The following is a 24,499-nucleotide window of genomic DNA, read 5'->3' on the forward strand; positions in this document are numbered from 1 at the left end:
AAAAATGAGCCAAATGCGCGTTTAATAAAATTACAACTTTACTGATTTAGGCGGCAGCGTAATTTGCTATATTTTACTTCTCTATCTCTAATGTTATTTCTTTAAACCTGAAACTTTACACTGCTAGATTGAGGACTTTTATAATCACTACCTTGAATAGTCAGACAATCAGCAGCAGATAAAGCCTAGCGTTTTTATAAAAACGTACGATAAATTGGTCAGTAACTGACATATCGCAAATGAGATAACCAATCATTTAATAAGGATAAAAGATGCAAGACAATCAATTAAGCAAAGAAGAAATCAGCCAATTGACCGACGCAGATTGGAAAGCGCGTTTAAGTGCCGACGAGTATCACGTCATGCGCGAGAAGGGCACAGAGCGTCCATTTACCGGCGTTTATAACGATGTCAATGATAAAGGTATCTACCGCTGTAAAGGCTGCGGTGCCAGCTTGTTTGAGTCGGACAATAAGTTTGACGCCGGTTGCGGCTGGCCAAGCTTCGATCAGAGTATCGATAATAGCGCTATCGATGAGCACGAAGACAATTCACTTGGCATGCGCCGTACCGAAGTGACGTGTAGCAATTGCGGCGCGCATTTGGGACACGTATTCCCTGATGGCCCACGTGAGACCACTGGTATGCGCTACTGTATCAACTCAGTGTCTATCGATTTGGATAAAGCTGAATAATAAGTATTAATATAATCAATGTTTTAGTCAAAGTTAGCATGATAAAAGGGAAGTACGCGGTGCTTCCTTTTTTCTTATCAGTACGCACGTTAATAGTAAAAATAATAAAACAATCAATTTAAGGATGAATCATGAGCACTATTTACGATTTTACCGCTGAACGTATGGATGGCACCTCGCAAGCCTTTGCTGATTATAAGGGCAAAGTATTATTAATCGTCAATACCGCCAGTAAATGCGGCTTTACGCCGCAGTTTGAAGGCCTAGAGGCGCTGTATCAACAATATAAAGAGCAAGGATTAGTGGTGATTGGCTTTCCTTGTAATCAGTTCGGCGCGCAAGACCCTGGGACTAACGAGGAGATTGGCACGTTTTGCCAAAAAAATTATGGCGTCAGCTTTCCAATGATGGCAAAAATTGATGTCAACGGTAAAGATGCGCATCCGATTTTTGATTGGCTTAAAGACCAAAAAGGCGGGCTGCTGACAGATGGTATCAAATGGAATTTTACTAAGTTTTTGATTGGTGCCGATGGGCAAGTGATTGACCGTTATGCGCCAACGACGAAGCCTGAAGCCCTGAAAGCAGATATTGAACAAGCATTAGCGGCCAAATAAATAATAAGCTAGAGAAATTATTAATTTTATGTAAAATATAAAGCCAATAAAAACATAGGTTTGCATAAATTGCTGCTAAATTAAGAAAAAATACGCAAGAAAAAGGCAAATAGGGTTTGACAGCCATGTGTAAATCTATATAATACACACCCACAGAGCGAGGCTTTAGTTAGTTCTCTTCTGTTGAAAGTTATTTAAAGGGTGACAGCTTTGAATGTTAAAACTTTCAGGGAATTCTATTTAAAGGATTTCCCTTGCGAAGCTAAAATTGCAGTGCAATTTTTTAACGCTTTTCAGGGTGATTAGCTCAGTTGGTAGAGCGTCTGCCTTACACGCAGAATGTCGGCGGTTCGAATCCGTCATCACCCACCACTCATTTAGCGAGTGGGTCTTTTAGAAGACGACATGCTAAAGACGACCTAAGCAGCGGTAGTTCAGTTGGTTAGAATACCGGCCTGTCACGCCGGGGGTCGCGGGTTCGAGTCCCGTCCGCTGCGCCATATTTAAAACGAATTTAAACGATTAAGTTTAAGCAAGTTTCGCCTCAAACATTAGCTTGTTTGAGGTTTTTTTGTGTCTAGCTTTCCTCTTAAGGCCTTTATTTATAAGCTCTGGTTGTTTGCCTCTATCGACCGTTAAGAAAAGGTCTGCTCTTTAATAATGCGTAAATGATAAGTTTTTTCGCATGAGCTCTATCTTTTGAAAATCGGTGACCAAGTGCTTGGTGACCAAACGGTGACCATTTCGTGACCAAGGTTATTAAAATTTGGATGTGGCAACTGACCCCCAAATTTTATGCTTATCGATAAATTTAGAAGCTTAAAGGATTAGCCTCAAACTAAGTTTAAGATAAAGATGGAAACCTTTCTATCCATTTACCTGTAATTAATTTGTCAGTCTCGATGCAAAACGGTATAGCCCATAATCTCAATTCTTCTGCTAAATCAAAACATTCCAAAGGTATGTTGAACTGATGATGTTTAGGATAAATTAGCATCATGTCCCCACAACCATCCAAATATAGTCAGCTCAAAATAAAATTGTTATGGTTAGGGCAAACATCATAAAACAATTTGGATAAGTCGTTTTCCATCCAGCCTTGGCGTAGAAACTTCACCTGAGCCCATTTCTTTTCGATAGGGTTTAGGTCTGGGCTGTACGGCGGCAACCAAAGAATACGATGCCCGTGCCTGTTTAGTAGCTTTTGAATGCGTTTGCTCTTATGAAATCTGGCGTTATCCATCACAATCACGCATTTGGTTTTAAGACTTGGGATTAGGGTTTGTTTGCACCAGCCGTAGAATATGCTGCTGTTGATGTTGTACTTAAAGTAATCAAGTGCAAACAGCATCTTCTCATAAAGAGCAGCAATGACATTGGTTCGCTTTTTACCTTGCCAGTTGTAGCGATCAATACAAGGCTTACCAATAGGCGCGTAACCATGGGAACGAATGGTTTCAGCCTCAAAGCCACTTTCATCCATATAGACAATAGGATAGCCTTGCTGCATAAAGCTATTAAGCTTACTGTGATATATCGCTCTTTTTATCGGACATGCCTTTGGATGCTCTAATGTCTTTTTTTTGACTGATGCCTAGGCGCTTTAGGGCATGATGAATGCCTGTTTTACTACAGTTTAAACGACGTGCTCGCTCGTACTGATAATCATCAGGATGTTCTTTGACATCATTGAGTAGCACGTCATCTGGTATTTTATAGGGTTTGGTTTGCCTGGTTGTTTTACTATGAACACGTCTCTTCCAGTTTTGTATGGTGGTTGGGCTGAGGTTATAGAATTTAGCTGCCTCGGCAAAGGTCATACCCTCGTCTAAGCTTTTTAGTACTTGTTTGCGGAAATCTAGTGAGTAAGTCATGGTCTTTATAATAACAATTGAATTTGTTAATTATTTTATAACATTTTTAAGTAGGATTGACTATACTATCATCCAGATATGAAAGTAGGCAATGAGAACGTAAAGGACGTGCTAAGACACTATCCTCAAATCACAAAGGAGCAAAAGGTAGATCTAAAAAAACAGGTAGGAGTACTACCAATATTAGAACTAAATCCTTATCTGGACAAGATGCTAGGAAAAGACAGGGACATAATGTTTTAGAAGGGTAAGCATCCGACCATCCCATCTTTCCCTCACTTAAAAAATGCGAGATAGTGTCCACGATTAATAATCGTGGACACTAACATGACAACACAACCACCTAACAAACCCAAACGTAGAACTTACAGTGCTGAGTTTAAAGAACTTTTAGGGTGTGTTGACAATTACCGTAAAAGGATAATCGTCGCTGCTAAATAGATATTAGCAGCAAACGACTCATCCGTTTTTTCAGCACGCATGGCAATTTTCTTGAAATCTTTCAGCTTACAGAAGAAGTTCTCGATCAAATGACGCCACTTGTACATTTCTTTATCGAAATCTCGTTGCTTTAAACGAGAGCGTTTAGGGGTATGACCGCTTTTCTATTTTGATTGATAGTTGGCAAAGACAATCGTCTATACTTAGCAAAGTGTTTAACAAAACTGCTAATGTCTTATAAAACTAAATAAACAACACGCCGCATAGACCAACCACCGCCAGTACACGCTGGATCATCAGGCTGTCTTGCAAGTGAGTATTTAGGTAAGTGGCAACGCCTCTACCCACAGTATACAGACCAAGCATGGCAATAATCATACCGATGAAAAAGCCTGTTGTGCTACTGTTAGCGGGTACTTCGATAGCGTGCGCTGCCCCATGGAGCATAGCAAGTGCACCAAAGCCTGCGATGGCTAAGTTATGCCACGTTTTTACCGACGCTTCATTGCTTTGATTGAATCCACGGTTAAAGTAGCGGCTCATCAGTGCCATGGTGAGTAAGACGATAGACAGTACAATGCCGGACTCAATAAACGTACTGTTCAAGCTCATATTTAAGCTTAGGGCAAAACCTGCCACTAAACCTAAGCTCAACGAGACAAAGCCTTTTTTAAAGCTGTGCATTTGCGTCAAGAGCATGCCCATACCGAGCGCTAGTACAAGATGATCCAGCCCCGTCAAAGGGTGCATGATACCTGACAGTACTGAGTTGCCAAAGGCTCCATCAGCTGCTATCACCCCATGCCCAGGGTGAGCAAATACTAGTGTTGGCAGTCCCGTTAACAAAGATGACAGTGCTAGAGTGCGAGTCATTGCCGCCTTATCGATTAGATTTTTAGCTGTCTTATTTTTAGTCATGGTTTTTGAAGCTTGTGTGCTCATGATGTGTCCTTAATGGTTTAATAAGTCGATATATAGTCGAACCACTATTAAAGTGTTACAGCGTTAGACTCGTTTAGCTTACTACTGTAGTACTTGCACTCGTTTGCCTTGTACCACTTTTAATATTGATTGACTATAGGGATTTGTAGAACATCTATTTATACGCAGCACCTTATGCCGCGCTAATCATGCCTTTATCTAGGATAAAGGTAACGATATCATCGAGACCTTCGCCGGTTTTCATGTTACTAAAGACCACGGGCTTATCGCCGCGCATCTTTTTGGCATCGCGCGCCATCACCTCAAGTGAGGCGCCTACTAAGGGGGCAAGGTCGGTTTTATTGATAATAAGTAAGTCAGATTTCATAATGCCAGGTCCGCCTTTACGAGGGATTTTATCGCCTGCTGAGACGTCGATGACATATAGGGTTAAATCAGATAATTCAGGGCTAAAGGTCGCTGCCAAATTATCGCCGCCAGATTCGATAATAATAAGCTCAAGCCCTGCAAATTGGTGTTGTAGTTCAGCGATGGCAGATAAATTGATGGAGGCATCCTCACGGATAGCAGTATGCGGACAGCCGCCCGTTTCGACACCGCGAATACGCTCGGCTGGCATGGCCTCGTGACGCGTTAAGAATTCAGAGTCTTCTTTGGTATAAATGTCGTTGGTCACCACTGCCATATTGACGTCATCACGCAAGCGTTGACACAATCTTAGCGTGAGTGCGGTTTTTCCTGAGCCAACGGGACCGCCAATACCTAAACGTAGAGGAGATAAGCTAGTCTCTGAATGGGTATGGTCGGCTTTGGGTGTAAGTGCCATAAATAAATATCCTCAATAAAGTCGTGAGTAATTAAAAGTTTGGTACAAATAAATAGTGTTTAAGTGAAATAGTGTGGGTTAGCACTCAAGAGCGAAACAAACGGCTATATTGTCTTTCATGCTGACATGACAGTATCGCTAAATTCGGCAAGTTAGCTGACATATGCAGCTCTTGATAAAGCAGGTTTAGCTTTAAGATGCTAGTCTCCTCTAGGCTGTTAGCCGCTAACGATAGTTTTTGCACCTGCAAAAAGCTTTGCTGAACGCTAGCTGCTAAGGGCGGTATGCGCTCACTTAATAACTGCTGCAACTGCCAGATGATACGCTGACCTGCCATTTGTCCAAGTGGTACAGTCTTGACCGCCGCCAGCACCATGTTCTCAATTTGCCCAAAAGCATAGGTAGTCATAGCTTGCGCAGGCTCAAGTTGCCAATACGAGCTGATATGTGCAAATAAGGGTAAAAACCCATGAGCAAGCAGACGATCAGGCACGTCAAGCTCAAGCACATCACCAAGCCAAGCCGATAAAGACAGTGCCAGTTGGCTCGACTCATAGACAAACTCTTTGCTTTCGCGGCTGGCGTGGTAATCGGCACCTAAAGCATCAGTAAGGGCGTTATCATCACTCATAAGCGCTGCCATCATAAGCGCCAATAGCGGTAGCTCGTAACGACATAATGCCAGTGCTAAATAGTCGCTCATAAACTCCAAGCTACTGGCCTCGTCACAAATAAGCCCGGACTCAATAGCCGGTTCTATACCTTGTGAATAGGTGTAACTACCGATCGGCAGGTTACTTGACGCCAGCATAAGCAAACGTCCGGTGACGTCTATATCTATAGAGTTTAGCGCAGTTATCGCGTCTATTGCGTCTACCGCGTTTGCGCTCGATTGCGCTAAGGGCGTCTCATGATTAGTCATAAGCGTTGCCATCGCTATGCGAATGTCCGTTATCGCTTTGAGCGCTGTGAGTATGAGCATATGCATAAGCATGGCTGTGATGAGCGTGACTGTGTCCATGGCTATCAGTATGGCTATGCGCATGACCGTGAGCGTGTCCCCCGTGCTCACCTTTATAGGCTCCCGTTTCTGGTTCAAACGCTGCTTGTACCGCTTGAGTATGTAGGCCAAGCTGACCCAGCATCGCCTCTAACACGTGGTCAGGCTCAAAGTACAGGGCGTCAGGGGTAATCATTAAAGGCACGTGACGGTTACCTAGATGATAAGCGCCCCTCATAAGATCGAAGCTATTATCAGCGGTGACTTTGATTAACGCTTGCTTAGCGGCCATCACCTGTATCAATTCGCCTTGATTATTAGCCAGCACACTGCCATTTTTGATGGTTTCTGTGCGCGGTAGGTCAATACCGACGGCTTGTTGCTGCTGCGTTTGCGCTTTAAAGCGGCTACGCTGACGGGTATCGAAATCGAGATATAAAAAGTGATGTGCCTGTTTTTGATCATCAATAACGGCTTGCTGCTTGGCGCTAAGCGCTGCTGGGTCGAGACGCTGTGTATATATTTTCATAAATTGCTTTATCGTCCGTTCAAATAGGGGAATAGGGGGTTGATGTCTAGTGAGCTGAGTTAGCACTACTATAAAAGCCCTTTAGAATAAAAAGTAACGCTGAGCCATTGGTAAATAGTCAGCAGGCTCACAGGTCAACAGCTCCCCATCAGCATGAACCTCATAAGTCTCTGGATTGACTTCCATAATCGGGCAGTAGCTGTTAAATTTCATATCTTGTTTTCGCATTTGACGAATGTTGTGTACTGCTTTAATGACTTTATTTAGTCCCAACTGCTTATCAACACCTTTCTCTAAGGCAGTACGCGACATAAAGGTGATACAAGTTTGCGCTACCGTTTTAGGGAAGCTGCCAAACATAGGGCGATAGTGGACAGGCTGCGGGGTAGCAATGGAGGCGTTAGGGTCGCCCATAGGCGCGGCAGCTATCAACCCGCCTTTGATAATATTGTCCGGTTTTGCCCCAAAAAACGCGGGTGACCATAAAACCAGATCCGCCCATTTGCCAACTTCAATAGAGCCGACCTCATCGCTGATACCGTGGGTAATAGCGGGATTGATGGTGTATTTAGAGATATAGCGTTTGATACGAAAGTTATCATTACCGCTATCAAAGTCGGCATGACTTAAGGTGATATGTTCTGAGGACTGCTCCGTTTTGGCCGTTTGGTCAGGTGCTAAGTGACCACGCTGCGTTTTCATTTTATCAGCGGTCTGCCACGTGCGAATAATGACCTCTCCTACGCGCCCCATCGCTTGCGAGTCGCTGCTCATCATGGAGATGGCGCCCATATCTTGCAAAATGTCCTCAGCAGCAATAGTCTCGCGGCGGATACGACTCTCAGCAAAAGCCACATCCTCGGCGATGGCTGGGCTTAAGTGGTGACAGACCATGAGCATGTCGAGGTGTTCATCGATGGTATTGACCGTAAAAGGACGCGTCGGATTGGTTGACGACGGCAAGACGTTGGGTTCGCCAATGGCTTTTAGGATATCTGGCGCATGACCACCGCCTGCGCCTTCGGTGTGAAAGGTATGGATGCAGCGCTCTTTAAAAGCAGCTAACGTGCTATGCAAATAGCCACTTTCATTTAATGTATCGGTATGGATAGCGACCTGCACATCGTACTCATCAGCCACACTCAAGCAATTATCAATAGCCTGCGGTGTTGAGCCCCAGTCTTCATGCAGTTTTAGACCGATAGCCCCCGCTGCAACTTGTTCGATAATAGGCTCAGGTAAGCTAACGTTACCTTTACCAAGCAGCCCAATGTTCATAGGAATAGCATCGCTGGCTTTTAGCATACTTTGAATATGATAAGCGCCTGGCGTACAAGTAGTGGCTAGAGTGCCCTCGGCAGGCCCAGTACCGCCGCCAAGCATGGTGGTGACTCCAGACATCAAGGCTGTTTCGCATTGCTGGGGAGCAATAAAGTGAATGTGACTGTCAACACCACCAGCAGTTAGGATTTTGCCTTCTCCAGCGATAATCTCAGTCGCTGCGCCAATCGGCAGAGTCGCATTGGGCTGAATATCAGGGTTGCCGGCTTTGCCAATACCGCTAATGCGACCCTCTTTGATAGCCACGTCGGCCTTATAAATACCGGTATAGTCAACAATCAAAGCATTGGTGATAATGGTGTCGGCTACTTGACTACCAAGCAGCTGTGATTGGCCCATGCCATCACGGATGACCTTGCCGCCGCCAAACTTCACCTCCTCACCGATACTGACGCTACACGTATTAGGACGCTGGTCGATGTGGCTGGTCAAATCATACTCCACTTCAAGCCATAAGTCGGTATCGGCCAAGCGCACTTTGTCGCCTGTGGTCGGGCCAAAGTGCTCGGCATGGATGCGTCTATCCACGCGTTTTTGCGAGGTGTGTGGCGTGCTCTTGATATCGGCCGCTCCCATCACTTTACCTGCAAAACCATAGATGTGCTGACGACCTGCGATGGCAACCAGCTCTACTTCACGCGCTTGCCCCGGCTCAAAGCGTACCGCAGTTCCGGGTACGATGTTGAGACGGTAGCCAAGCGTGGGTTCTCGATCAAAGCTTAATGCCTCGTTGACCTCAAAGAAATGATAATGCGAGCCGATCTGAATGGGACGGTCACCTGTATTGACGACCTCTACGCTTTGCACGCAGCGACCCGCATTTAGGGCCATATCTCCTGCTTTGATTCTATATTCGCCTGCTTTTATCTTTTTATTTTTGCTCATTTTTGTCATCCTTCATGGTTCTATAGGTCTTACTAGACGATAGGGTTGTGTACGGTCACAAGTTTTGTGCCATCAGGGAAGGTGGCTTCGACTTGTACATCGTGAATCATCTCAGCAATACCGTCCATGACATCATCAGTTGAGAGATAAGTCGCGCCTTCACTCATTAGCTGCGCTACGGTCTTGCCATCACGGGCGCCTTCCATAAGCAGCATACTGATATAAGCGATGGCTTCTGGATAGTTGAGCTTGACGCCGCGCTCTTTACGACGTTCAGCGACCATACCGGCGGTAAATAGCATGAGTTTGTCTTTTTCGGTAGGGGTTAGTTGCATCGGATTATCCTTAATAGCCTTAATAATGAGTGGTCATGTTATTTGTTTATTTACTTATCACATTAGGGCGTGTCCCTAATTCAAGCGTTTATGACTAAACGGGCTAAAAATGGCTAAATCTTTGGCAAACGGTGTCAAATAGCTGGCCAATATCTTGATATTACCTGCGCTATTTTCCTTGTTTGCCTTTAATTTATCTCATTTTCATCACCATTTTTAAAATAGGGACACGCCCTAGTCACATCGCTGTTGATCAATAGAGTCTATTGTCAAAAGCTATCGCTTTAGAATAGGTCAGAGTTAAAAACTAAGTGTCCCAAATCCTTGGTCGATGCGGCTCAAGCGCATACCATTTGCGCCTGATAAGCTCGCGGGCTTGGTAAAAGGCTTCAAAACAAGCTCGTACATCAGACCCTAGGTAGCGACAATTGATCCCTTGATAGTTGTGCGTACAATAAATGGGTAAGGAATGTTTATCGATAAGACTGCGTATCTCGCTGATCGTCTCATCTAAATACTGTCCCAGCTTTAATGGGTTGTTTTTTAGCTCTGCTTGAATGGTATCAATGCTGGGTATGGCCCAAAACGAGCCATGCACGTGCTGATTATTTAGCCCGAGTACTGAGGTAAACCAGCGGGTATCGGCCTGCTGCGCGGTATGCTCTTTGACCAATAACACGTTATCTCGCCATATCTCTAAACGATTGGCATAGTGACCATGAGCAAAAGTCTCTCGGTACGCTTGACGACCAAACACGGCGATATCCCAAGTGAGCAAACTGGCGGTTTGGGTTAAATAAAAGCGGTTAGTAGCGTTAGAGACAGAGTGATCGTAATAAATGCTCTCTTGGGGCAGCCACTCAAGGATAGCGTGGTCATCGAGGTAGGCGCTGATATGTTGTACGGCCTCAACCGTAGCGCTTAATAAGCGCTTATCAAGCAAAGTGCTGCTACTGCTGTCTATAGGCTGACTTGATTTGCCACATTTTTGTGCTTCGCCATAATGCGCTTGGCGCTGCGCCTGTCGTTGCCCGTACCATTTTCCCGCGCCTGGGGTAGTAATCACCGCATGACTATTGGCCTCTAGCTTGTACTCCAGTGTTAAGCGGTCATCATCCGCGATACCAGCGGGAGGATATAACACATAGATATGACAAATCCCTGCTTGGTGATCAGGCTCAGGATACAGTGCGCGTTGTACCACCAGTGCCCCAGTATGGGCACGGTGATACAGCCGAGTTTTTGCCGCGTCAGCTGTATGGTCAAAATAAAGATGTAGCGTAGATTGCCAAGTCAAAATAAAATGTTCCTTTTGAGACGTATGCTATTAAAAAAGCGCTTTTAAAAGCATTCTTGAAACGTATGCTTTTAGATGGCTACCAACTCTTGAATGTGGTTGTTTGCCATATCCTCTCCTGCGCCCTGAGCGACCACTTGTCCGCGCGAGAGCACGGTGTAGTTATCCGCCAGCTCCTCTGCAAATTCATAGAACTGCTCAACCAGTACAATCGCCATATCCCCTTGATGGCCTAAATCCTTAATGACCCGTCCGATATCCTTGATAATTGAGGGCTGGATGCCTTCGGTAGGCTCATCGAGTACCAGCACGCGCGGCTCTGAGGCCAGTGCGCGTGCGATTGCCAACTGCTGCTGCTGACCTCCTGACAGATCACCGCCGCGCCGGTGCTTCATCTCATCGAGTACCGGAAAGATGTCGTATAAGTGTTTGGGAACGCGCCCCGCTTTGCTGCGGGAGAACTTGGCCATACCGATCAAAATATTTTCCTCTACCGTCAGTGTTGAGAATATATCGCGCCCTTGGGGCACGTAAGCGAGTCCGGCGCGCACGCGCTGCTCAGGAGTGAGCTTACTGATGTCTGTACCATCGAGGACAACCTGTCCTGACTTGATTGGGAGTATGCCCATCAGACATTTAAGCAAAGTGGTTTTGCCAACGCCGTTACGCCCGAGTATTACACTGCACTCGCCAACCGGCGCAGTAAATGACACGTCACGCAAAATATGACTGCCGCCGTAGTACTGATTGATTGCCTTAACGTCTAGCATAGAGGCTCCTATGTTTAAATGGTTTTAAGCAGTAAAAGTCAAGCCATTAGCGTCCAAGATAGGACTCAATGACCGCCTCATTTTCTTGCACCTCAGCTAAAGTACCTTCGGCTAAAATAGCCCCTTGGGCAAGTACCGTGACCTTTTCACTAATGGCATTAATAAAGCTCATATCGTGCTCGACGACGATTAAGGTATGATTTTGTTTGAGGCGCAGACATAGCTCAGCGGTGTGCTCGGTTTCAGCGTCCGTCATACCAGCGACTGGCTCATCGAGCAAGATAAGCTTAGGACTTTGCATCAGCAGCATACCAATCTCCAACCACTGCTTTTGCCCATGCGAGAGGAGGCCTGCGGGCAGGCGGGTTTTGTCTGTCAAGCGAATCTGCTCAAGGGTCGCCTCAAGTGTGTTTCGAGTATCGGCATCAAGCCTACGGCGCAAACTGCCCATTACGCGTTTGTCTTTGGGCGCGGCAAGCAGTAAATTATCGAGCACGCTAAAGTTCTCAAACACCGTCGGTTTTTGAAACTTGCGCCCGATACCCGATTCTGCGATTTGTTCTGTTGACATAGTCGCCAGATTATAGGTTTGCCCAAAGAACACGCTACCTTCGGTAGGACGGGTTTTACCGGTTATCACATCCATCAAGGTTGTTTTGCCCGCGCCATTAGGACCGATAATACAGCGCAGCTCTCCTTCTTCGATGTACAAGGACAAGTTGTTCAGCGCCCGAAATGAGTCAAACCAGACGCTCACTTCCTCAAGGTACAGCGCAATACCGTGGCTAAAGTCTGCGCCGCGAGGCTTAGGGTGACTCAAACCGTCGCTATGGTCGTCATCGTAGTCGTATTCATCAAGCGCCTGAGCTGTCATAGCTAGCGACCTCTTAGGCGCTTTATCAGGTAAATTGCTAGACAGCTTAGAGACAAGCGATGTTGATAAATGATTATTGAGCATCAGATTTTTCCTTTTTAAAGCGTCCAAGCAGACCAATAATGCCGTTTGGTAAAAATAGGGTGACAACGACGAACAGACTGCCAAGTATTAATAGCCAGACCTCAGGATAGGCGACGGTAAAGTAAGTCTTGAGCGCGTTGACGACGCCTGCGCCTAAGATGGCACCGATAAGATTACCGCGGCCACCAGCAGCGACCCACACAGCCATCTCAATGGAGTTAATCGGGTTCATCTCGCCAGGATTAATGATGCCCACTTGCGGGACGTACAGCGCCCCTGCGATACCAGCGATAACCGCTGATAGCACCCATGCCGATAGCTTGTACCAAAGCGTGCGATACCCTAAGTACTGCAAGCGGTTTTCACTATCGCGAATAGCGCCAAGCACGCGCCCGTAAGGCTGACCCATCAAATAACGCAGGCCAGCATAAGATAGCAGTAGTGCCAGTGCGGTCACAAAGCACAAGGTAGCGCGCGTGGAGGCGGCAGTAATGTCGTAGCCCAAAAGAGTGGTAAAACCGGTAAAACCATTGTTACCACCAAAGCCTGTCTCATTACGAAAGAACAGTAAGGCCGCCGCGTACGTCATAGCTTGGGTAATAATCGAGAAGTACACGCCTTTTATTTTTGAGCGAAAAGCAAAGAAGCCAAAGATAAAGGCAACGATACCTGGCACCAATAGCACCAAAGCGCTCGCCCACCAAAAGTGCTGCGTCCCTGCCCAATACCACGGCAGCTCAGTCCAGCTCAAAAAGCGCATAAAATCAGGGATACCGTCGCCTGCGGTCTCACGCGTGAGGTACATACCAAAGGCATAACCGCCAAGCGCAAAGTACAGCCCATGCCCTAAGCTCAAAATACCCGCGTACCCCCAGACTAAATCTAGGGCCAGCGCCACCATTGCTAGCGCCATAATCTTACCAATAAGGGTAATCCAGTAAGCGGAGAGGTGAAAAGGAGAGGTGATAGGCAGCAGATGCAGCCACGGTACGATAAGTAATAGCAAAAAGCATAAGCCGATAAATACAGCGCTGCGCGGGGTATCAGATAATAATGTGATGATTCTCATAGCCTTCTCCTTAATCAACAAAACGGCCTTTTAGTGCAAATAAACCTTGTGGCCGCTTCTGAATAAACAGAATCACAAGAACCAGTAATACAATTTTGGCAAGCACCGCGCCAATACCAATCTCAAGCACCGTACCACTGACGCCTAAACCTAAAGAGGCGAGCACTGCGCCCCATACTTGACCGACACCGCCGACGACGACAACTAAGAACGCGTCGATGATATACGTCTGACCTAAGCTGGGTCCGACGTTGCCGACTTGCGCGAGTGCGCAGCCTGCCAATCCTGCCAGCCCCGAGCCAAGCCCAAAGGCCAGCATATCGATGCGCGCAGAGGAGATACCAACCGCGCGTGCCATCTGCCGATTTTGCGTTACCGCGCGTACAAATAGCCCAAAGCGCGTCTTGTTAAGTAAATACACCAATAGCAGCAGAATAATGACCGTAAAGCCGATGATAGCAATGCGGTTATAGGGAAGGGCAAGGCTTGCGGACACTTGATACGCGCCGCTAAGCCATGAGACATTGCTGACCTCAACGTTTTGCGCGCCAAACACCATGCGTATCAGCTGCATCAAAATTAAACTGATACCAAACGTCGCCAGTAGGGTCTCAAGCTCACGCCCGTAGAGCGGACGGATCACGATACGCTCGATGACCATACCGATCACAGCGCTGACCAAAAACGCACTGGGTATCGCGGCGAGTAAGTACCAGCTTGCCATCTCAGGCAGATAGGCTTGAAATAGGTTTTGCACCACATAAGTGGCGTACGCGCCAATCATAATCAGCTCGCCATGTGCCATATTGATGACGCCAAGCAGCCCAAAGGTAATTGCAAGCCCTAGCGCTGCTAGTAGTAAAATACTGGCGGTACTAAGACCGGTGAACAGATGCCCCGACCATGTGCTGATCGAGATGCGCTGCTCAATACTTGCTTCAGCCGCCAGCAACGCCGTCTCAAGATTAGGATCAAGATTGTCGTTTGCCAACGCCTGTTTGACATCGATTAACACTTGCGGGCTATCGCTGTCAGCGAGCACGTCAAGCGCGGCGATTTGGGTAGCCACGTCGCCATCGCGAAAATCTAGCCTCGCCTCCAAGATACTAAGCGCGGCGCTCACCTCTGCGTCATCTTCGCGCACGGCCGCTGCGCTGACGATTGCAGGATCTATTTGTTCGATGTTATCAGCAAGGATACTCACCGCTTGCAAGCGCTGCGCCGGATCGTCTGAATCCAGCTTCACTTTTGCTTGCCCAAACACCAGTGCGGAGCGCAGGGCATTAGTCAATGTTACTTGCGCCAGATCGCTTGGCCATTCGTCCGTCAGATCTCTATCAGGATAGGTAAACAGCTCGTCATCAGCGTTTAGCAAATAAGTTTGCCCACCGTTGCCTTGATACAGCTCATCATTATCAATCAGCTCAACTAACGTATCGAGACTCTCAGCGGAGCCTGGCCACTGACCCAGCATCGCTTGGCGCTGACTAAAGTCTGCAGCCACAAACTGCTCAATGGCATCGCCCTGACTGTTAATTGGACTGGTAACTGGACTGGTAACTGGACTGGTAAGCGCGGCAGGCGTAGTCAAAGACTGCGCATTTTGCGTAAGCAAACTCTTATCATCGCTGGCAAGATTAGAGGTGGTCGCTACTGTATTGGCAGGGGAATGACTGTCTACTGCGGTGTCGGCAGCCGAAGCGGGAAGCGGGGTTAAAGCGAGCACAAATGCTAAGCAAAGAAGCACAAATGATAGGCTCAGACTAAGACTAACAGCACTAAAGGCCTTGTTAAAGCCGCTAGCCTGCGCGTCATATATAAAAGCATATATAAAAGAGGGATAAGGCGACATAGTGGAATCCTTTTTTATAGTAAACACTCCTCCAACCCTGCCAAGCTAGCCTATAGCTTGGCGGGACTATCAAGGTTTGCTGATATTGATACCAATAAGAAAGTAAAGCTTAGGATAATCCTTACTTAGGAATGTATTGGCTCCACGGTGAAGCTTGGATAACCTCGGGTGTCTTATAGACCACATCAAATTGACCATCGGGGCGAATCTGACCGATCATGACCGGTTTCCACAAGTGATGGTTCTCTGCATCCATCTTTAGCGTATAGCCTGAAGGGGCAGCAAAAGTCTGACCGCCCATACTGATACGGACTTTGTCCACATCTGTGCTACCCGCGTCCTCCACCGCCTGCTTCCACATATTGATACCGACGTAGGTGGCCTCCATAGGGTCGTTAGTGACGACATTGTCGGCATTGGGTAAGTTGTTATCGAGCGCATACTGCTTGTACTTTTTGGTAAAGTCGTTATTGGTTGGGTTTTTGACCGACATAAAGTAGTTCCATGCCGCTAAGTGCCCTTGCAGCGCGCTAGTATCGATACCGCGTAGCTCCTCTTCACCAACTGAGAATGCCATGACTGGAATATCAGCGGCGTCAATACCTTGATTACCAAGCTCGCGATAAAAAGGCACGTTGGAGTCGCCGTTGATGGTTGATATCACTGCTGTCTTTTTGCCCGTAGCGAAGTTTTTGATATTAGAGACAATGGTTTGATAATTGCTAAAGCCAAATGGCGTGTACTCTTCCATAATGTCGCTATCGGCAACGCCTTTAGATTGTAAAAAAGCGCGTAGTATCTGGTTGGTGGTACGAGGATAGACATAATCCGTGCCTAATAATACAAAGCGCTCAGCGCTACCGCCTTCAGGACTCATCAAGTATTCAACGGCAGGAATAGCTTGCTGATTGGGCGCCGCACCGGTATAAAAGATGTTTTCAGACTGCTCTTGACCCTCGTACTGCACCGGATAAAACATCAAGCCGTTGAGCTCTTCAACGACGGGCAATACCGACTTACGCGACACTGAGGTCCAGCCGCCAAAGATGACATCTACTTCATCTTGCGTGAGGAGCTGGCGCGCTTTTTCAGCAAATAACGGCCAGTCAGAGGCAGGGTCAACGACGACAGGCTCTAATTGCTTGCCGAGCACCCCGCCGTTGGCATTAATCTCCTCAATCGTCATTAGCGCGGTGTCCTTTAGCGAGGTCTCAGAGATGGCCATCGTCCCTGATAAAGAGTGCAAAATACCGACTTTAATAGTATCGCCATTAGCCGCCGCTGCGCTTTGAGTGGTGGTATCGCTAGCTGTCGTCTCCGAGCTCGTCTCGGCTGGCTTTTGACAGCCAGCAAGGCTCAAACTACCTACAACGGCAAGCGCCACTATAGATAAGCGTGAGGTCAATCGTAAGTCGGTACGAGGGGCGCTGTTCTGTGTGGTAGCGGTAGCAAAGGTCGGCAATAAAGACATAAACTTCTCCAAAAAGAGTAAAATAGCAACAAGGTGAGTCAATCAATGGCTTTGACTGTTTTTACTATTTTTATTACTTCAATATCTATGCCAGCCAAAAATATAGAAAATTGCACCACTGTGGTTCTTTGTTGAGTAAGAAGCCTTCTTTTTTTGCACCAAAATAGACCTATAGGCTCCTATGCACCACGATGGTTTATTAATACTTGTGAATAAAAGCCATTGTTTCTTTAAGGGGCTAAAACTGGGCAGAACAAATGTGTTGGAGGGGTAAGGAGTTCTACTGTCTTGATAAGTCTAAATATCAAAATAGAAGGTTTAAGTTGGTAAAGAAGCGCTGTTGACAGGTTCAGTTAATTGTAATTCGGCAATAAAAAACCCTTATAGCTCAAGGGGTATAAGGGGTAATGAGCCTTTCCTAAAAAGTGTGTAACTGCTTATAATTCACTAACCGGAGGATAAGCAATGACAACTCAATCTGATATCAAGAAACTAGCTGAACAAATGGCTGGTAGCATGAGCAGCTTCGATGACATCAAAGACTTCCAAAAGCAGCTCATGCAATCCTTTATCGATACTGCCTTAGAGGCTGAGATGGAAGATCATCTCGGCTATCCTAAGCATGAGAAAGCCAATAAACCTAATAAGCGCAATGGGCACCCTAAAAAGACCGTCCGCAGTGACACAGGCGATCTTGAGATATCTACTCCAAGAGACCGCGATAGCAGCTTTGAGCCTGTGCTGGTCAGTAAGCACCAAACCCGTATCTCAGGTCTCGATGATAAAATCATATTCCACTACAGGCATAGCCTGACGTCTTGCGCTTCGGGCAAGTGTGCCCCACACACTTGCTTATCCTCGCTCATACGCCAAGGGTCAAACCACCACCGAGATTGTAGAGAGCATTAAAAAGCTCTACGATGTCGACATCTCAAGCTCTCTTATCTCAAGAGTCACCGATAACATATTAGAGGACATCACCACTTGGCAGAACCGGCCGCTGAGCAGTGTTTATCCTATCGTCTATTTGGACTGCATCGTCGTCAAAGTACGTCAAGACAAGCAGATCATCAACAAGACTATCTATCTGGCGCTAGGCGTGGGACTTGACGGCAGAAAAGAGCTGTTTGGTATGTGGCTCTCAGAGAATGAAGGCGCTAAGTTCTGGCTGGGTGTTCTTACCGAGCTTCAAAACCGCGGGGTACAAGATATCCTCATGGCCTGTGTCGATGGTTTAAAAGGCTTCCCTGATGCCATCAACACCGTTTACCCCAACGCTCAGGTTCAGCTGTGTATCGTGCATATGGTGCGTTACTCCATGAAGTTTGTGCCATGGACGGATAAGAAAGCCGTAGCGGCTGATTTAAAGGCCATCTACTGCGCTGATACGCTTGAGTGGGATGGGCTCAGCCTGTCACGCCGGGGGTCGCGGGTTCGAGTCCCGTCCGCTGCGCCATTTTCTGTAGTATTAGAAAACGAATTTAGACTGTTAAGTCTAAGCAAGTTTCGCCTCAAACATTAGATTGTTTGGGGTTTTTTTGTGTCTGCTCATTTTAAATAGTAGCGGCGTGACTTATATTTCTATTGTATGCTGTGCTAATAGCTAAATTTTACATGGCTATTGTTAATAAGGATAGAAAATAACATGGAATATAACCACATACCTAGAGAGCCGTTAGGCTTTTTTCCAACCCCGCTGGTTGAGCTGAAACGATTGAGTCAAGCCTTGGGCGGTCCCAAAATCTATATGAAAAGAGATGACAATACGGGGCTGGCATTGGGTGGCAACAAAACCCGCAAGCTTGAATTTATCCTCGGTGACGCTCTTGCCAAAGGTGCCGATACCATCATCACTGCGGGCGCGATACAGTCAAACCATTGCCGTCAGACAGCAGCGGCGGCGGCAAGCTTAGGACTAGAGTGTCATTTAGTCTTGGGCGGTGAAGAGCCGGAGCAGGCAAATGGCAACCTTTTACTAGATAAGCTGTTTGGTTGTCATATCCACTGGGCAGGCAATCATCGCAAAGGCGAGGACATTCCTAGCATCGTTGAGCAATTAACCAACCAAGGTAAAAACGTCTACGTGGTGCCGTACGGTGGTTCAAGCGAGCTTGGGGCGTTAGCCTTTGTAGAGGCGTTTAAAGAGCTAGAATTGCAGCGTCAAAGCCTGGATATATCCTTGACCCATATCGTATTTGCCTCAAGCTCTGGCGGTACGCAAGCAGGCCTAATGCTTGGCAATAAAATCTTTAACTCACCTTATCAAATCGTCGGTATTAATATTGATAAAAGCGAAACCGATAAAGTCGCCTTTGATCAATATACGCTAGCGCTTGCTAATAGCACGGCAAAATTAATCAAGACAGATTATGAATTTACCGCGTCAGATTTGATTCTTAACTCTGATTATGTTGGCGCAGGCTATGGCGTAGTGGGTGCATTAGAAAATGAGGCGATTGCTTTAACGGCGCAAACAGAAGGGATATTGGTCGACCCTGTTTATACTGGTCGCGCGATGGGCGGACTTATCGATATGATTCGTAGGGGGAAGATTAAGAAAACCGATAGTGTGTTGTTTTGGCATACTGGCGGTGCGCCGGCTTTATTTGCTTATGCCAGCGATTTGGATTTGGCGAAAAAAAGCCGTAAGCCAGAAGTTTGATTGCTTACAACAAGAAATTTGACTTGTTATTGGTTTATAAAACAAGTGCTTATGGGCGCTGATTAAGCCGACTGACAGTAGCAATCAGCGCCACCATAATAACACCCATAATAATAAGAATCCCCGACATCAGGTGCGCTGCTTCATAATTTAGTGCCTCTACTTGCTCATATATCGCAATAGAGACAACCTTGGTCTCACCTGAAATGCTGCCCCCTATCATCAGTACCACGCCAAATTCGCCAATGGTATGCGCAAAACTGATTAAGCCGCCTAGAATAATACCGATACGCGCTTGCGGTAGGACAATTTTTATAAAACGTCTAAGACGGCTAGGCTCTAATAAGCTTGCCACTTCCATTACGCTTTGAGGAATACGCAAAAACTGAGCATAGACGGGCTGAATATAAAAGGGTAAGGAGTAGATGATAGAGCCGATCACCAGCCCTTCAAAGGTAAAAACCAAAGGGCTGATATTATGCTCGATAAGCCATTGTCCAATACCGACGCTCGGGCTGAGTAATAATAATAAATAAAAACCAATGACGGTAGGGGGCAAAACAAGGGGCATCGCAATGATGCCCATCAATAGAATCTTTATGCGCCCAACGATATTTCCGCGGCTAGGCTTGGCAAGCCAATAGGCGAGTGGCGTTGCAAATAACAATAAGCAAAGGGTGGTAATGCTGGCAAGCTTGATGCTTACCCATACCGGCAGCAGCATGTCTGAAATAAGAAACTGGGACGTCATAGCGTGATTATCTATCTACCTTTTATCCAGTGCGCCACTGATAGGACATTATTTATGATGCCATGTTATTTATAGATAGCTTGCCTTGATAACGTGTCACTTATGTCACTTATGTCACATTTCACTTATTTCACGAAGGCAAGCATATCAAGGGCTAAAGTACTCACTTGAGCAAACCTAAGCCGTACCTATTCTTTCGATAGATTGCTGCAAACAAGCTACTTAACAGCCAAATAACCCGCTTTAGCAAAATAAGCCTGTCCAGCAGGCGAGCGCAGGTAATCAGTAAAATCTGCTGCGCTAGCAACATCGGTAATAACGATACCGTCCTGCAGGATAGCAGGATAAGAGTCGGCTGGTAAAATATAAAATTGCTCAGGCGTCGCTTTGATGGCGGTCACTTGCGACTGGGCGACAAAGCCATAATCGACATTACCTGTGTGGGCATATTGAAAGGCTTGGCCAATATTTTCCGCCTGAATGATGCGCTTTTGTGCCGTTAGAGAGTCGTAAAGGTTCTGTGCTTGTAAATAAGCCTTGGCAGATTCGCCATAAGGCGCAAGCTCAGGGTTGGCAATAGTAATTTTCGTCTTGTCATCACGCTTTAATAACTCAGTCAGTGTACTCTGATTCAAACTATCAACCGGCTTGGCCGCGCTATAAATGGAGAGTTGACCTTGAGTATAGGTAAACGGCGTCCGACTGCTGTCACCTTTAAACATATCATCGACCAATTTGGCCGGAAACTCTTGGTTGGCTGCTAAGAAAATATCGTAAGGTGCGCCGGCAGTGATTTGCGAATATAGCTTACCTGAAGAAGCAAAGGTAACCTCGATCTCTTGATTGGGCAGGTTCTTATCTTTTTTATAACCTTCGATGATTTCAGGCAATACGTCCGATAAATTGGCGGCGGCAGCAATGCGAATGGCTTCACTAGGTTGAGTGGTCTGTGGTGCGTTTTCTGTAACCACTGCGGTTTCATTAGGGCTGTTTTCTTGGCTACAAGCGCCTAGTGCCAAAGCCAAGCACGCGGATGCGCCCAATGTTGCTATCGATTTATACCGTTTTAAATAAGAAAAATTGGTAATGGGTTGATGCTGAGCATTTGATAGTTTTGATTGCATAACCTACATCCTCTACTTTAAAAAAAGAACAATAGTCAGTAAAAATGAATAATTTTGCAGTATACATCAGTTTTTTATAGTTATTGGCTTAATTATTTTCTAAACGATATGCATATCACGACTACCTATTTTTCATCAATGTTATTGAGTGAGTCATCATTAATTAACCGTTAATTAACCATTATTGCTCAGCCATTTTGAAGAATCATCTTGATAGTACTCCTGTTTCCACACCGGAATATCGGCTTTAATGGTATCTAATATCCAGCGGCAAGCGTCAAAAGCAGGATAGCGATGGGCAGAAACCACACCAACCCAAACTGCTACATCGCCAATCTCTAACGCGCCAATGCGATGGATAGCAATGGCATCGAGAATCTCAAAACGCTTTTTGGCTTCTTCAATGATGGCTCGGCCTTGATTGATGGCCAAATCTTCATAGCCATAGTAGGTTAGACGATTAACACTCGTGGCATTATTATGATTGCGTACGCGACCCTCAAAGCAGACAAAGGCGCCGCAGCTGTCATTATCGAGCGTCTTTTTAAGGCGACTTTCGTCAATATCGGTATCTAACAGCGCAAAACCATCACGTTCAGCGATGAGGTACGCTTCATCGATGCTACGTTTGATACTCATAGATTGCCCATGTACGTTGTCTGTCATTTTTTCTGCCTATTATTTAACAATATTGTATAACGAGATTTTTAACTTTTAAGCATTGCAAAAAGTCACGGCGCTTATAAAAAGTAGATTGATAAAAAAGGATGAATAAGTAGGTTAATAAAAATCTATGTTAAATTAACCACCAGCCACTGGCGTGATAAAAACCACGCTATCGCCGTCATAAATATCATCCGTCCACTTAGCAAAATAGTCATTTACCGCCACCCGTAGCTCCGACTGCGGACGGCTAAAACGATGCTTTTGGCGCAGCTGCTCATAGAGTTCGGTCAATGAAGTCGACTGTGGCACCGTGATTTTTTCTTCATGGCAATTGGCCTCATCGGCTAAGCTGGCAAAATATAAGACGTTAATATTCATCATGGTTTCTAATTTAGAGTCTGTATTGCTTTCTACTAAGGTGCTCATAGCAATCTCCCTTATTGATAAACTGCTTATTCACTGTCTAACGGTATGCTTCTCAGAACTTTATTTTTTTAAATCATTCTTACTTATGCTGATAGTCGGATTTACCACCGGTTTTTTTCATAAGATGGATATTATCAATCACAATGTCATGCGAGATGGCTTTGGTCATATCATAAATAGTCAAGCAGGCGACGCTAACGGCGGTTAACGCTTCCATTTCCACCCCAGTTTTATGTGTGACTTTCACCGTGGCGGTGACGGTAATACTATGGTGGACATCATCGTATGCAAAGCTTAAGCTAATTTTATCCAAGGGCAGGGGGTGACAAAGGGGAATCAGGTCGTGGGTGCGTTTGGCTGCCATGATACCAGCAATATGAGCGGTTTGAGTGATGCTACCTTTTTTGGTCATACCGTCAGCGGCTTTGATTTGCGTATAGATGTCCGCAGGAAAAACCACTTGTCCGCTTGCATACGCTTCTCTGGTACTGGCTGTCTTGCCACTCACATCAACCATGGTGATATCACCGTCGCTATCTAAATGCGATAAACCAGACTGATTGCTTGGTTGATTATTGGTTTTTGGATTGTCACTATTCATTCTTTATTTCTCTTAGAAAACAAATTTCTCTTAAACGGTCGGTTTTTTTCAATAAACTTTTTCATAAGTCGCTTGGTTCATGAGACGTTTAAAGCCAAACAAGCACGGGCAAAATCTTTAGGCGTATTAAAATTGGTTAACGCTTGCCATGCTTGGGTAAAGGGAACAGGCTGCACAATCGGCTTAATAAATTTCATGACCTGCCGCTGTCCATTGTCAATATACTGCTTTAACTCAGGCTCAATACTTAAACGATATAAACCTAACAATGGATATAAGTGGCTGTCATCGGTTAGACAAATGACAGACTTGCCGTCAGCCTGCGTGATATAAGGTTGCAGTTTTTGCCATAAATCGCTGATAGGAATCAGGCTATCACAGCTAATGACCAGCAGCCAAGATTGTTGCCAGTTTGCCTCTTTCGTTAATTGCTTTGAATTTGCCAAACGCTTTAATGATTGCAGCGCTGCCTCAATCGCTACCAATGCGCCGCCGGTTTCAATTTGTTTGTTATCATTACTAGAAAGATAATCTCCAATATGAAAAATTGACGACTGCAGATCTTTCTTCATTAAGTCTGCATGGACGCTAAAACCACGCCCATTATCCGCAATCATAATAGGTAGGTCGCTCGTCATCGCAGCACTTAATTCAAGCGCTTGTCTGACATGATAATCAAGCAAACGCTCACCCGTTGGCAAGATAAGCTCAGCTTTTGGCGACCCCATACGTTTGGAGGCGCCGCCTGCTAAAATAACGATACCGGCTAAGCAGCTGAGTTCATCTGCTTGGGTTGAGCTGTCTGCAACTTGCAGCATCAATCAATCGTGACCTGGGTTGGTACGCATGAAGTGCGGCACAAAGTTACAAGGACGCGTGCGGCTATCGAGCTGCTCTTGTAAGATACCTTCCCACGCAGTGCGGCAAGCACCTGATGAACCGGGCAGGCAGAAGATGCCCGTACCGTTTGCCATACCAGCAACGGCGCGAGATTGGATGGTAGACATGCCGATATCGTCTTTTGAGATTAAGCGGAACATTTCGCCAAAACCATCAACTGATTTATCAAATAAGACGCCAACCGCCTCTGGCATACTGTCGCGGATATAAAAACCAGTACCGCCCGTGGTGATAATAGCGTGCACATCTGGGTCGGCAATCCAACCGCTGATAACGGCTCTGATTTTATAAATATCATCAATAATCAGCTGACGATCTGCCAGCTGGTGCCCTGCTGCGGTCAGTTGATCGACCAAATATTGCCCTGAAGTATCTTCTGCAAGAGTACGACTGTCAGAAACTGTTAAAATAGCGATATTAAGCGGGGTAAAGGGTGCTTGCAGCTTACTCATGAATGTTCCTTAATA

At 46.0% G+C, this 24,499-nt stretch carries 24 protein-coding genes, 2 tRNA genes and 2 pseudogenes; 6 read left to right on the forward strand and 22 right to left on the reverse strand.

Annotated elements, in window-relative coordinates; genetic code table 11:
• The first annotated feature begins 272 nt into the window (after positions 1-272).
• The 4 genes from msrB to CXF58_RS13385 all read left to right on the forward strand — a co-directional run bounded on the left by msrB (position 273) and on the right by CXF58_RS13385 (position 1,812).
• On the forward strand, positions 273-695 hold the full coding sequence (gene msrB / locus CXF58_RS13370) for a peptide-methionine (R)-S-oxide reductase MsrB (RefSeq protein ID WP_068404968.1): 423 nt from the start codon (positions 273-275) through the stop codon (positions 693-695).
• A gap of 131 nt (positions 696-826) precedes the next feature.
• Positions 827-1,312 carry a glutathione peroxidase gene (locus tag CXF58_RS13375; RefSeq protein ID WP_068404969.1) on the forward strand — a complete coding sequence of 162 codons (486 nt, stop codon included), beginning with the start codon at positions 827-829 and terminating at the stop codon, positions 1,310-1,312.
• Positions 1,313-1,608: 296 nt separating this feature from the next.
• Positions 1,609-1,684, forward strand: a tRNA-Val gene (locus CXF58_RS13380).
• A gap of 51 nt (positions 1,685-1,735) precedes the next feature.
• A tRNA-Asp gene (locus CXF58_RS13385) sits at positions 1,736-1,812 on the forward strand.
• A gap of 524 nt (positions 1,813-2,336) precedes the next feature.
• On the opposite strand, the gene CXF58_RS13390 is transcribed toward CXF58_RS13385, so the two are convergent.
• The 15 genes and pseudogenes from CXF58_RS13390 to urtA all read right to left on the reverse strand — a co-directional run bounded on the left by CXF58_RS13390 (position 2,337) and on the right by urtA (position 16,902).
• Positions 2,337-2,861, reverse strand: a complete 525-nt coding sequence (locus tag CXF58_RS13390; RefSeq protein WP_145989812.1) for an IS630 family transposase — start codon at positions 2,859-2,861, stop codon at positions 2,337-2,339.
• The gene (locus CXF58_RS13395; RefSeq protein WP_102077811.1) at positions 2,836-3,186 is read right to left on the reverse strand and encodes an IS630 transposase-related protein; all 351 of its coding nucleotides are present in this window, start codon (positions 3,184-3,186) and stop codon (positions 2,836-2,838) included. The genes CXF58_RS13390 and CXF58_RS13395 overlap by 26 nt, the downstream gene beginning before the upstream one ends.
• A gap of 407 nt (positions 3,187-3,593) precedes the next feature.
• Positions 3,594-3,773: pseudogene (locus tag CXF58_RS13400) on the reverse strand (transposase); the annotation flags it as partial.
• 97 nt (positions 3,774-3,870) lie between these two features.
• Entirely contained in the window at positions 3,871-4,569 is a 699-nt protein-coding gene (locus tag CXF58_RS13405; protein ID WP_102077813.1) for a HupE/UreJ family protein, read from the reverse strand.
• Between the two features lie 172 nt (positions 4,570-4,741).
• The gene (ureG, locus tag CXF58_RS13410; RefSeq protein WP_025643656.1) at positions 4,742-5,395 is read right to left on the reverse strand and encodes an urease accessory protein UreG; all 654 of its coding nucleotides are present in this window, start codon (positions 5,393-5,395) and stop codon (positions 4,742-4,744) included.
• Between the two features lie 85 nt (positions 5,396-5,480).
• On the reverse strand, positions 5,481-6,317 hold the full coding sequence (locus CXF58_RS13415) for an urease accessory protein UreF (protein WP_102077852.1): 837 nt from the start codon (positions 6,315-6,317) through the stop codon (positions 5,481-5,483).
• Positions 6,310-6,924, reverse strand: a complete 615-nt coding sequence (gene ureE / locus CXF58_RS13420; RefSeq protein ID WP_102077814.1) for an urease accessory protein UreE — start codon at positions 6,922-6,924, stop codon at positions 6,310-6,312. The genes CXF58_RS13415 and ureE overlap by 8 nt, the downstream gene beginning before the upstream one ends.
• Positions 6,925-7,005: 81 nt before the next feature.
• Positions 7,006-9,150, reverse strand: coding sequence for an urease subunit alpha (ureC, locus tag CXF58_RS13425; protein ID WP_102077815.1), 2,145 nt, complete (start codon positions 9,148-9,150; stop codon positions 7,006-7,008).
• Between the two features lie 32 nt (positions 9,151-9,182).
• Positions 9,183-9,485: an urease subunit gamma gene (gene ureA, locus CXF58_RS13430; protein WP_025643648.1), complete on the reverse strand. Its 303-nt coding sequence runs from the start codon at positions 9,483-9,485 to the stop codon at positions 9,183-9,185.
• A gap of 307 nt (positions 9,486-9,792) precedes the next feature.
• Complete coding sequence (locus tag CXF58_RS13435) at positions 9,793-10,782, reverse strand: urease accessory protein UreD (RefSeq protein WP_102077816.1); 990 nt, start codon at positions 10,780-10,782, stop codon at positions 9,793-9,795.
• A gap of 71 nt (positions 10,783-10,853) precedes the next feature.
• Positions 10,854-11,552 (reverse strand): urea ABC transporter ATP-binding subunit UrtE, encoded by a 699-nt coding sequence (urtE, locus tag CXF58_RS13440; RefSeq protein WP_102077817.1) that lies wholly within the window; start codon positions 11,550-11,552, stop codon positions 10,854-10,856.
• A 46-nt stretch (positions 11,553-11,598) separates the two neighbouring features.
• Positions 11,599-12,426 carry an urea ABC transporter ATP-binding protein UrtD gene (gene urtD / locus CXF58_RS13445; protein ID WP_180952598.1) on the reverse strand — a complete coding sequence of 276 codons (828 nt, stop codon included), beginning with the start codon at positions 12,424-12,426 and terminating at the stop codon, positions 11,599-11,601.
• A gap of 73 nt (positions 12,427-12,499) precedes the next feature.
• Positions 12,500-13,579, reverse strand: a complete 1,080-nt coding sequence (gene urtC, locus CXF58_RS13450; protein ID WP_025643641.1) for an urea ABC transporter permease subunit UrtC — start codon at positions 13,577-13,579, stop codon at positions 12,500-12,502.
• Between the two features lie 10 nt (positions 13,580-13,589).
• Complete coding sequence (gene urtB / locus CXF58_RS13455; protein ID WP_102077819.1) at positions 13,590-15,431, reverse strand: urea ABC transporter permease subunit UrtB; 1,842 nt, start codon at positions 15,429-15,431, stop codon at positions 13,590-13,592.
• Positions 15,432-15,552: 121 nt separating this feature from the next.
• Positions 15,553-16,902, reverse strand: coding sequence for an urea ABC transporter substrate-binding protein (gene urtA, locus CXF58_RS13460; protein ID WP_102077820.1), 1,350 nt, complete (start codon positions 16,900-16,902; stop codon positions 15,553-15,555).
• A gap of 465 nt (positions 16,903-17,367) precedes the next feature.
• Between urtA and CXF58_RS14070 the strand changes: the two are divergent.
• Together CXF58_RS14070 and CXF58_RS13475 are read left to right on the forward strand one after the other, a co-directional pair.
• Positions 17,368-18,298, forward strand: a pseudogene (locus CXF58_RS14070) (IS256 family transposase); the annotation flags it as partial.
• Between the two features lie 249 nt (positions 18,299-18,547).
• Entirely contained in the window at positions 18,548-19,564 is a 1,017-nt protein-coding gene (locus tag CXF58_RS13475; RefSeq protein ID WP_068404971.1) for a D-cysteine desulfhydrase family protein, read from the forward strand.
• 49 nt (positions 19,565-19,613) lie between these two features.
• Here the strand turns inward: CXF58_RS13475 and modB are convergent, their stop codons facing one another.
• From modB to moaB, 7 genes are all read right to left on the reverse strand, one after another.
• Complete coding sequence (gene modB / locus CXF58_RS13480; protein ID WP_068404973.1) at positions 19,614-20,315, reverse strand: molybdate ABC transporter permease subunit; 702 nt, start codon at positions 20,313-20,315, stop codon at positions 19,614-19,616.
• Positions 20,316-20,533: 218 nt separating this feature from the next.
• On the reverse strand, positions 20,534-21,439 hold the full coding sequence (modA, locus tag CXF58_RS13485; protein WP_082894282.1) for a molybdate ABC transporter substrate-binding protein: 906 nt from the start codon (positions 21,437-21,439) through the stop codon (positions 20,534-20,536).
• Between the two features lie 174 nt (positions 21,440-21,613).
• Positions 21,614-22,105 (reverse strand): molybdenum cofactor biosynthesis protein MoaE, encoded by a 492-nt coding sequence (locus CXF58_RS13490; protein WP_102077822.1) that lies wholly within the window; start codon positions 22,103-22,105, stop codon positions 21,614-21,616.
• A gap of 135 nt (positions 22,106-22,240) precedes the next feature.
• Complete coding sequence (locus tag CXF58_RS13495) at positions 22,241-22,531, reverse strand: MoaD/ThiS family protein (RefSeq protein WP_102077823.1); 291 nt, start codon at positions 22,529-22,531, stop codon at positions 22,241-22,243.
• Positions 22,532-22,610: 79 nt separating this feature from the next.
• On the reverse strand, positions 22,611-23,132 hold the full coding sequence (gene moaC, locus CXF58_RS13500; protein ID WP_102077824.1) for a cyclic pyranopterin monophosphate synthase MoaC: 522 nt from the start codon (positions 23,130-23,132) through the stop codon (positions 22,611-22,613).
• Positions 23,133-23,209: 77 nt separating this feature from the next.
• The gene (gene mobA / locus CXF58_RS13505; protein WP_102077825.1) at positions 23,210-23,950 is read right to left on the reverse strand and encodes a molybdenum cofactor guanylyltransferase; all 741 of its coding nucleotides are present in this window, start codon (positions 23,948-23,950) and stop codon (positions 23,210-23,212) included.
• 3 nt (positions 23,951-23,953) lie between these two features.
• Positions 23,954-24,484 (reverse strand): molybdenum cofactor biosynthesis protein B, encoded by a 531-nt coding sequence (gene moaB / locus CXF58_RS13510; RefSeq protein WP_089555991.1) that lies wholly within the window; start codon positions 24,482-24,484, stop codon positions 23,954-23,956.
• Positions 24,485-24,499: the final 15 nt, after the last annotated feature.

Source organism: Psychrobacter sp. Sarcosine-02u-2 (genome assembly GCF_002836335.1).
In the GTDB taxonomy this organism is placed as follows: Bacteria; Pseudomonadota; Gammaproteobacteria; order Pseudomonadales; family Moraxellaceae; genus Psychrobacter; species Psychrobacter faecalis.